Here is a 6,675-nt window from a genome sequence, read left to right as displayed (position 1 = left end):
TACGTGTTACTCACCCGTCCGCCGCTAACTTCTTAAGAGCAAGCTCTTAATCGGTTCGCTCGACTTGCATGTATTAGGCACGCCGCCAGCGTTCATCCTGAGCCAGGATCAAACTCTCCAATAAAGTGTTTGTCTAGCATCATAAATAAAAATTGACGTTTCACGTTGTTTGTTTCGTTCAGTTTTCAAAGAACTAAAAGCGGGTGAAGAGAATCGAACTCTCGACCAGAGCTTGGAAGGCTCTTGTTTTACCACTAAACTACACCCGCGTGGTCGGGAAGACAGGATTCGAACCTGCGACCCCCTGGTCCCAAACCAGGTGCTCTACCAAGCTGAGCCACTTCCCGTAATTGGCGCGCCCGAGAGGACTCGAACCCCTAACCTTTTGATCCGTAGTCAAACGCTCTATCCAATTGAGCTACGGGCGCTTAATGTATGTTGTTTGTTTTTTGCGACTTTATTAATATACCATGGTGGTAAGATTAATGCAAGTGTTTTTTTATTTCTTTTTTTGGTGCGGCCGAGAGGACTTGAACCTCCACGGGGTTGCCCCCACTAGGCCCTCAACCTAGCGCGTCTGCCATTCCGCCACGACCGCATATGCGGGTGAAGGGAGTCGAACCCCCACGCCAAAGGCGCCAGATCCTAAGTCTGGTGCGTCTGCCAATTCCGCCACACCCGCGAAATGAAATAAATGAGCCATGAAGGACTCGAACCTTCGACCCTCTGATTAAAAGTCAGATGCTCTACCAACTGAGCTAATGGCTCGTAAATGGCTGGGCTAGCTGGATTCGAACCAGCGCATGACGGAGTCAAAGTCCGTTGCCTTACCGCTTGGCTATAGCCCATCGATTTAATCGAATAAATTAACATCTTTGAGGATATCACTTAAATTCGCTTCACAAGATTTTTTAGTGAAGAAATACATTTTATCATACCCTCTAACAAAAAAAACAACTTCCATCTATTAGAAGTTTAAATGGCGGTCCCGACCGGGGTCGAACCGGCGATCTCCTGCGTGACAGGCAGGCATGTTAACCACTACACCACGGGACCATTTGGTTGCGGGGACAGGATTTGAACCTGCGACCTTCGGGTTATGAGCCCGACGAGCTACCGGACTGCTCCACCCCGCGATAATATTTATATGGTGGAGGATGACGGGATCGAACCGCCGACCCCCTGCTTGTAAGGCAGGTGCTCTCCCAGCTGAGCTAATCCTCCGAAGTGGTGACCCGTACGGGATTCGAACCCGTGTTACCGCCGTGAAAGGGCGGTGTCTTAACCACTTGACCAACGGGCCAAAATTATGGCAGAGAAGAAGGGATTCGAACCCTCGCACCGCGTAAGCGATCTACTCCCTTAGCAGGGGAGCCCCTTGAGCCACTTGGGTACTTCTCTATATTATATGGCTCCGCAGGTAGGACTCGAACCTACGACCGATCGGTTAACAGCCGATAGCTCTACCACTGAGCTACTGCGGAATAAGAAAGACATTTTTTATCTTATAAAAAAGCATCTTATAAGTCAAGCACTTCTTACAATATCTTGTAGCGAGCTGACATGTTTATACTATACTGGATTGATTTTTAACTGTCAAGGTGTTTTTCCATCTCTTTCAAACGTCCTTTACACTTTCCACAAACATAGCGATTTGTATTTATTCTTCTCCTTCTTATGTATTGGAAACCACACGATAAACAAATATATATGTATTGTTTTTTCTCTTTCCTCTCATCAGGAATCCTTTTACAAAAACGCGGCGCATCTACCTTATTCAACAACTCACGAAAATCCCTGTCCCTATGTTGATACCCTTTCCCCATAAGATGCAAATGATAATGACAAAGCTCATGCTTAATTACTGCAATTAATTCCTTTTCTCCATACGCTACATAATAATGATAATTCAGTTCTATATTATGAGTACTTAATATATATCGTCCACCTGTCGTACGTAAACGTTTATTAAATATCGCCTTATGCAAAAAAGGTCTCGCGAATTTTTTTATCGATACTTCCTCCACTAATCTCTGAATATCTATCTCATGCATCCTTATCTCTCCTACCCACTAAAATAAATCTACACGTCTTGTTTGTCTCATGCATACATTAAATAGTACATATACCCATCCTCATTTCTGTAAAAGGAGGGATTCATATGCCAGCATGGCTTCGTAAACAAATGCGGCGTGCTTATTATGAAAAAAACCGCTATCAAATCAAACTACTTAACGAATGTTGGTTTTTTTATAAAAAAAGCAATACCCTTAGTAAATAAAGGGAGCGGAACACCCTCCACTCCCTTTTCATGTTAACTCTCAGCGCAGACCGAAAAGGCCACAATGATTCCTTTTACTTCATTACTCTATTGGTAACATAGATAAAGCGACACGTCCTTTTTTCATATCAACTTCATCAACCCACACTTTTAAAATTTGCCCCACAGACACGATATCTAATGGATGCTTTACAAACTGCTTACTCATTTTTGAAATATGAACTAATCCATCTTGCTTCACACCAATATCAACAAAAGCACCAAAATCGACCACATTACGAACCGTACCTTCCAATTCCATGCCTCGTTTTAAATCTTCTAGTTTTAAAATACCTTTTTTAAGAAGCGGCTTCGGTAATTCATCACGTAGATCTCGCTCCGGACGAATAAGAGCATCAATAATATCTCGCAATGTCGGTTCACCAATGTTTGTTTGCTCTGATAACAAAGGAATTTCTACTTCTTCTAAACGCTTCTGCAAATGAAGTTGTCCAACATCTGCAATAGATAACCCTAAGCTTTTCAATAACAGTTCTACATTCTTATATTGCTCCGGATGAATACTTGTTCGATCAAGTGGGTTTTCACCTTCTACAACGCGTAAAAAGCCGATACATTGTTCATATGTCTTCGCACCTAATCGTGGTATATCTTTCAGTTCAGCACGTTTTGTAAATTTCCCGCTCTCTTCACGTTTTTTTACAATGTTTTTCGCAACTGTTTTCGATAGGCCAGAAACATATTGTAATAATGAAATAGAAGCAGTATTTACGTTTACCCCAACTTGGTTTACAGCCGTTTCAACAACAAATGTTAATGATTCATTCAACTGTTTTTGTGATACATCATGTTGATATTGACCTACACCAACAGACTTTGGATCAATCTTTACTAATTCTGCAAGCGGATCTTGCAAACGTCTTCCAATAGACACCGCACTTCTTTCTTCAACTTGCAAATCAGGAAACTCTTCCCTTGCTAGGTCTGATGCTGAATATACACTCGCACCAGCTTCATTGACAATAATATAAAATACATCGCGTGTGACTGCTTGTAATACATCTACTACAAATTCTTCCGTTTCACGAGAAGCTGTACCATTTCCGATAGCAATTACTTCTACTTCATACTTTTCTAAAATTGAAATACATTTCTTTTTCGCTTCTTCATATTTCCGAACAGGCGGATGCGGATAAATAACATCGATATGAAGCACTTTACCCGTATCATCTACAACAGCAAGTTTACATCCCGTACGATATGCTGGATCTACAGCTAATACAACCTTCCCTTTCATCGGCGGTTGTAATAATAAATTCCTTAAGTTCTCTGAAAAAATATGAATCGCTTGTTCTTCCGCTACCTCTGTTAACTCTTTACGAATTTCTCTTTCAATAGACGGTTGAATTAAACGCTTATAACCATCTTCAATAGCTTCCTGTACATAAGAAGTACTTGGCGCGTATGATTTATGAATTACTTTTTTATGTAAAAACTGAAGAATTTCTTCAACTGGGGGAACGATTGCCACTTTTAAAACTTCCTCTTTTTCACCGCGATTCATAGCTAATACACGGTGAGGTACAACTTTTTGTACCGGCTCTTCATAGCTATAATACATTTCGTATACATTCTTTTCATCTTTTTCTTCATCTTTTACAACTGCTGAAATGGTTCCTTTTCTAAAAGTAGCATTCCGAATCCAACTGCGATAAGATGCTTCGTCAGACACGTATTCTGCGATAATATCTTTTGCACCTTGTAACGCTTCTTCTGGTGAATGAACTTCCTTCTCTTCATTTACGAATACTTTTGCTCTTTCCAACGCATCATCCTTCGCAAACGTTAATAGCCAATCCGCTAAAGGTTCTAACCCTTTCTCTTTTGCAATTGTTGCTTTTGTTCTTCGTTTTTCTTTATATGGACGATATAGATCTTCTACTTCTTGTAGTTTTGTTGCAGATACAATGTTACGACGCAGCTCTTCTGTAAGCTTTCCTTTTTCTTGAATCAAACGCAACACTTCTTCTTTACGATTTTCAAGCTGAGTGATATACTGCCATCTTTCTAAAATCGAACGAATTTGTACTTCATCTAATGAGTTTGTCCATTCTTTCCGATAACGAGCAATAAATGGAACTGTATTACCCTCCTCTGTTAATTGAATAACATGGCGTACTTGCTTCTCTGAAAAATTCAATTCTTTCGCTAACATTTTCATTAATTCTTGGCGGTCATCTACCATTTCCATTTGCAACAAAACCTCCTTAATAATAAAAAAAGTTGCTCTTAAAAGAGAGCAACTTCAATGTTGAACTAAAAATCTATCAGTCCTAAACTAATTTGCAGAGCTTCATCTACACGATTCATCATCAAATCGTCTAACTGAGTGATTTTGTCCGTTAAGCGCTGCTTATCGATTGTTCGAATCTGTTCGAGCAAGATAACAGAATCTCTCTCAAATCCATACTTTTTTGCATCAATCTCCACATGAGTAGGCAATTTCGCTTTCTGGATCTGCGCAGTAATGGCCGCCACAATCACAGTAGGACTAAAACGATTCCCAATGTCATTTTGAATGACCAGAACCGGACGAACGCCTCCTTGCTCAGAACCAACAACTGGGGAAAGGTCTGCAAAATACACGTCGCCGCGTTTTACAATCAAAGGATTACCCCCCGCTAACTAAGCGTTCTACTGTATGAGCTGCTTCATACTCCGCTAAGAAAGCTTCAGATGCAATACCAAGATTAATTTTTCCCATTTCAATGTACCCACGTCGCATTGATTCATGCTGGTAGCGCTTCTTTGTTTTATGTTGGCGCAATAGCAATTGTGTTGCCTGACAAATAAGCTCATGGCGATTCTTATTCTCTTGTTTTCCAATTCCGTCTAATTCTGTTACCACTTGTTTTGGCAACCGAACAACGATTTCAGTAGTTACACTTGATTCGGACACAAAAATACACCTCCACCGTCAACTACACACACACATATATATATGACACCTATTGTAATAATAACATTGTATGAAGCCTGTTGCAAAGACTTCCTGATTTCTTGTTTTATGTTTTCCAATTTGGAAATAAAACATTCACTTCCTTGTACTTTTCTATGTTCTTCTTCCAAATTGAGTTTCTCAGCTTGTCAAAAAGGAACATACTCACCTTATTATAAGTGTACACTCGAACTACGAAAGTCTCATCTTATATGTCATTTAAATAATTTACAACCTCTATAACTTTTCCATTTTTCACATATACACGCGGAACACGAAAACTGATTGTTGCAATAATTTCATAGTTAATTGTCTCCGAATACTCCGCAACCTCAGTAGCACTAATATGCTCATCATTTTGTCTTCCAATTAGAGTAACTTTTGTTCCAAGCGGCACTTCATATGGTACACGAATCATCAGCATATCCATTGTAACCCTGCCTACAATCGGCACCCTTATACCATTCACAAGTACTTTGAAACCCTGTAACCTACGTAACCAACCGTCTGCATATCCAACAGGCAATGTTGCGATCCATTCTTCTGTTTCCGTTTGATAAGTAACGTTATAACTAATTCCAGCACCTTTTGTTACCTGTTTCATATGCACAACGGTTGTATGCCAAGATAACGCAGGAGTAAGCTTAATCGATAAAAAAGGGTGAATTTGTATAGATGGGGTCAATCCATACATTGCAATCCCTATTCTGACAGCGTTAAAAGTAACACTTTGAAAACGTAAAGTTGCCGCACTATTAGCTGTATGAATAAGTTTTGGGGTCAATCCAAATTCTTTTAGCCAACTTAGTTGTTCTAAAAACATATTATACTGTTTATCAAAATAGGCTGTCTCCACTTTATCGGCTGTTGAAAAATGAGTGTAAACTCCTTCTAGCTTAAAAAAAGGGGCATCTTGTAAACTCTTTAGAAACTCTTTCAATTCACCTTTTTCACGAATTCCAATTCTACCCATTCCGCTATCGAAGCTAAGGTGAAAATGAAATAAACAAGAAGAATTCCAAGCCTTTTTCGCTATTTCTATCCACTCTTTTTGAAACACAGTTAATGTAACGTCATTCTCCGCTGCCTCATTAACGTCTTCTGGGCGTGAAGGACCTAATACTAAAATAGGCGCTTTAATTCCAGCTCTTCTTAAGACAAGAGCTTCATCCAAGAATGCAACAGCTAGTCTTGTGGCCCCTGCTGCTAACGCTGTATTTGCAACTTGCACTGATCCATGACCATATGCATTTGCTTTCACAACAGCAAAAATTTCCACATTTTTCGGAATGATGGATTTAATACGAGTCAAATTATTATAAATTGCATCTAAGTTTACCTCTACCCACGTATCACGATAAAATGGCGATTTTTCCATCTAGAAAAAACACTTCCT

The 6,675-nt window shown here is 39.8% G+C and carries 6 protein-coding genes, 13 tRNA genes and 1 rRNA gene; 1 reads left to right on the top strand and 19 read right to left on the bottom strand.

What is annotated here, in order from left to right; all coding sequences use genetic code 11:
• The 15 genes from WAX78_RS24035 to WAX78_RS23965 form a co-directional block, all read right to left on the bottom strand.
• A 16S ribosomal RNA gene (locus WAX78_RS24035) occupies window positions 1–124 on the bottom strand; the annotation flags it as partial.
• 74 nt (window positions 125–198) lie between these two features.
• Window positions 199–269, bottom strand: a tRNA-Gly gene (locus WAX78_RS24030).
• A 1-nt stretch (window position 270) separates the two neighbouring features.
• A tRNA-Pro gene (locus tag WAX78_RS24025) sits at window positions 271–347 on the bottom strand.
• Between the two features lie 4 nt (window positions 348–351).
• Window positions 352–428 (bottom strand) — tRNA-Arg (locus WAX78_RS24020).
• A gap of 84 nt (window positions 429–512) precedes the next feature.
• A tRNA-Leu gene (locus tag WAX78_RS24015) sits at window positions 513–598 on the bottom strand.
• Window positions 599–601: 3 nt separating this feature from the next.
• Window positions 602–682: transfer RNA gene (locus WAX78_RS24010), tRNA-Leu, on the bottom strand.
• A 13-nt stretch (window positions 683–695) separates the two neighbouring features.
• Window positions 696–768, bottom strand: a tRNA-Lys gene (locus WAX78_RS24005).
• 5 nt (window positions 769–773) lie between these two features.
• Window positions 774–848, bottom strand: a tRNA-Gln gene (locus WAX78_RS24000).
• Between the two features lie 132 nt (window positions 849–980).
• A tRNA-Asp gene (locus tag WAX78_RS23995) sits at window positions 981–1,056 on the bottom strand.
• 3 nt (window positions 1,057–1,059) lie between these two features.
• Window positions 1,060–1,136 (bottom strand) — tRNA-Met (locus WAX78_RS23990).
• A 12-nt stretch (window positions 1,137–1,148) separates the two neighbouring features.
• Window positions 1,149–1,224 (bottom strand) — tRNA-Val (locus tag WAX78_RS23985).
• A gap of 4 nt (window positions 1,225–1,228) precedes the next feature.
• Window positions 1,229–1,303, bottom strand: a tRNA-Glu gene (locus WAX78_RS23980).
• Between the two features lie 7 nt (window positions 1,304–1,310).
• A tRNA-Ser gene (locus WAX78_RS23975) sits at window positions 1,311–1,401 on the bottom strand.
• An 8-nt stretch (window positions 1,402–1,409) separates the two neighbouring features.
• A tRNA-Asn gene (locus WAX78_RS23970) sits at window positions 1,410–1,484 on the bottom strand.
• A 105-nt stretch (window positions 1,485–1,589) separates the two neighbouring features.
• A complete protein-coding gene (locus tag WAX78_RS23965) occupies window positions 1,590–2,054 on the bottom strand; it encodes a SprT family protein (protein ID WP_336484542.1) in 465 nt (154 codons plus the stop codon).
• Window positions 2,055–2,161: 107 nt separating this feature from the next.
• Here WAX78_RS23965 and cmpA point away from each other — a divergent pair, with 107 nt between their 5' ends.
• Entirely contained in the window at window positions 2,162–2,281 is a 120-nt protein-coding gene (gene cmpA, locus WAX78_RS23960) for a cortex morphogenetic protein CmpA (RefSeq protein ID WP_154709412.1), read from the top strand.
• A gap of 82 nt (window positions 2,282–2,363) precedes the next feature.
• Here cmpA and WAX78_RS23955 read toward each other — a convergent pair whose 3' ends face one another.
• The 4 genes from WAX78_RS23955 to alr all read right to left on the bottom strand — a co-directional run bounded on the left by WAX78_RS23955 (window position 2,364) and on the right by alr (window position 6,657).
• Window positions 2,364–4,532, bottom strand: coding sequence for a Tex family protein (locus tag WAX78_RS23955; protein ID WP_336484541.1), 2,169 nt, complete (start codon window positions 4,530–4,532; stop codon window positions 2,364–2,366).
• A gap of 65 nt (window positions 4,533–4,597) precedes the next feature.
• A complete protein-coding gene (gene ndoA, locus WAX78_RS23950) occupies window positions 4,598–4,948 on the bottom strand; it encodes a type II toxin-antitoxin system endoribonuclease NdoA (RefSeq protein ID WP_020063273.1) in 351 nt (116 codons plus the stop codon).
• 4 nt (window positions 4,949–4,952) lie between these two features.
• Complete coding sequence (locus tag WAX78_RS23945) at window positions 4,953–5,240, bottom strand: antitoxin EndoAI (RefSeq protein WP_000004571.1); 288 nt, start codon at window positions 5,238–5,240, stop codon at window positions 4,953–4,955.
• Window positions 5,241–5,487: 247 nt separating this feature from the next.
• Window positions 5,488–6,657 (bottom strand): alanine racemase, encoded by a 1,170-nt coding sequence (gene alr, locus WAX78_RS23940; protein WP_336484540.1) that lies wholly within the window; start codon window positions 6,655–6,657, stop codon window positions 5,488–5,490.
• Window positions 6,658–6,675: the final 18 nt, after the last annotated feature.

Origin of the sequence: Bacillus yunxiaonensis, assembly GCF_037104695.1 — a bacterium.
In the GTDB taxonomy this organism is placed as follows: Bacteria; Bacillota; Bacilli; order Bacillales; family Bacillaceae_G; genus Bacillus_A; species Bacillus_A yunxiaonensis.
This window is presented reverse-complemented; position numbering and strand designations above follow the sequence as displayed.